Raw genomic sequence first — 1749 nt, forward strand, 5'->3', positions numbered from 1 at the left:
AGGCGAAGATGATGATGTCGGAAAGCAGGAAGATCCAGAAGCCGTAAGCGGTGACGATCCGTTTCGGCGCGGGACCGTCGTGGCCCAGGGTCATGTCCTGCAATCCGCGCAGATTGTGCGGATCGTCGTGTGCCGCGGCCAAGCTCGCGTCGCTCATGTTGCGCTCCCTGCCGGTTCGAGTATCGCTTTCCGCTCCGCCAGATTGATGCGGTCGATGCGGGCGACCTCCTCGGCCGGAATGACGTACTCATCGTGATCGCGCCAGGCGAACGCCACGAACGTGGCGAACGCACCGATGACGCCGAGAATCACCAGCCACCAGATGTGCCAGATCAAGGCGAAGCCGGTGATGGTGGCGAAGAAGGCGCAGACCACACCGGTCGGCGAATTCTTCGGCATCTCGATATCGTGGTAATCGGGCTCCTTGAGCGCCAGCTCCTGGTGCCGCGCCTTGGACTTGATGGTCCAGTACGCGTCCTCACCATCGACGTCCGGCTCGACCGCGAAGTTGAATACCGGCGGCGGCGACGAGGTCGCCCATTCGAGCGATCGGCCATCCCACGGATCGCCGGTGCGGTCGCGCAGCCGTTCGCGATGCTTGATGCTGTAGGCGATCTGGATCACCTGGATGATGACGCCGATCGACAGCACCGCCATGCCGACGGCCGCGACGATCAGCCAGGGCCGCCACGCCGCGACGTCGTAATGCTGCATGCGTCGCGTCATGCCGAGCAGGCCGACGACATAGAGCGGCATGAAGGTGATGTAGAAGCCGATCAGCGTGAACCAGAACGCCCACTTGCCGAGGCGCTCATCCAGCTTGAAGCCGAACGCCTTCGGGAACCAGTAATTGTAGCCCGCGAAAGCGCCGAACAGCGTGCCGCCGATGATCACGTTGTGGAAGTGCGCGACCAGGAACATGCTGTTGTGCAGGATGAAGTCGGCCGGCGGCACAGCGAGCAGCACGCCGGTCAGGCCGCCGATGATGAAGGTGACCATGAAGCCGATCGACCACAGCATCGGCGTGTCGAACCGCACCTTGCCGCCGTACATCGTGAACAGCCAGTTGTAGATCTTCACGCCGGTCGGCACCGCGATCACCATGCTGGCGATGCCGAACACGGCATTGACCGTCGGCCCCGCCCCCATGGTGAAGAAGTGATGCAGCCAGACCATGAAGGAGATGACGCAGATCGACATCGTCGCCAGCACCATCGAGCGATAGCCGAACAGCGGCTTCGATGAGAACGTCGACACCACTTCGGAGAAAATGCCGAAGGCCGGCAAGACCAGGATGTAGACCTCCGGATGCCCCCAGGCCCAGATGAGGTTCATGAACATCATCATGTTGCCACCGGCTTCGTTGGTGAAGAAATGGAAGCCGAGATAGCGGTCGAGGATCAACATCGCGAGCGTGGCGGTCAGGATGGGGAACGCCGCGACGATCAAGAGGTTGGACGCGAGGGTGGTCCAGCAGAACATCGGCATGCGCAGATAGGTCATGCCACGCGTGCGAAGCTTGAGCACGGTCGTCACCAGGTTGACACCCGCGACCAGCGTTCCGACGCCAGATATCTGCAGCGCCCAGGCGTAGTAATCGACGCCGACCCCCGGCGAATAGTCGAGCTCGGACAGCGGCGGGAACGCAAGCCAGCCGGTGCGGGCGAATTCGCCGATCACGAGCGACATGTTGACGAGCAGCGCACCACTCGCAGTCAGCCAGAATCCGACGGAGTTCAGGTCGGAAGC

At 62.4% G+C, this 1749-nt stretch carries 1 protein-coding gene and 1 pseudogene; both read right to left on the bottom strand.

What is annotated here, in order from left to right:
• Positions 1–157 (bottom strand): annotated as a pseudogene (locus tag I5M_RS34240) (cytochrome o ubiquinol oxidase subunit III); the annotation flags it as partial.
• Positions 154–1749: cbb3-type cytochrome c oxidase subunit I (locus tag I5M_RS14105; RefSeq protein ID WP_022721985.1), on the bottom strand; the 1596-nt coding region annotated here is incomplete at its 5' end. The gene I5M_RS14105 and the pseudogene I5M_RS34240, both read right to left, overlap by 4 nt.

Source organism: Rhodopseudomonas sp. B29 (genome assembly GCF_000333455.1).
In the GTDB taxonomy this organism is placed as follows: Bacteria; Pseudomonadota; Alphaproteobacteria; order Rhizobiales; family Xanthobacteraceae; genus Rhodopseudomonas.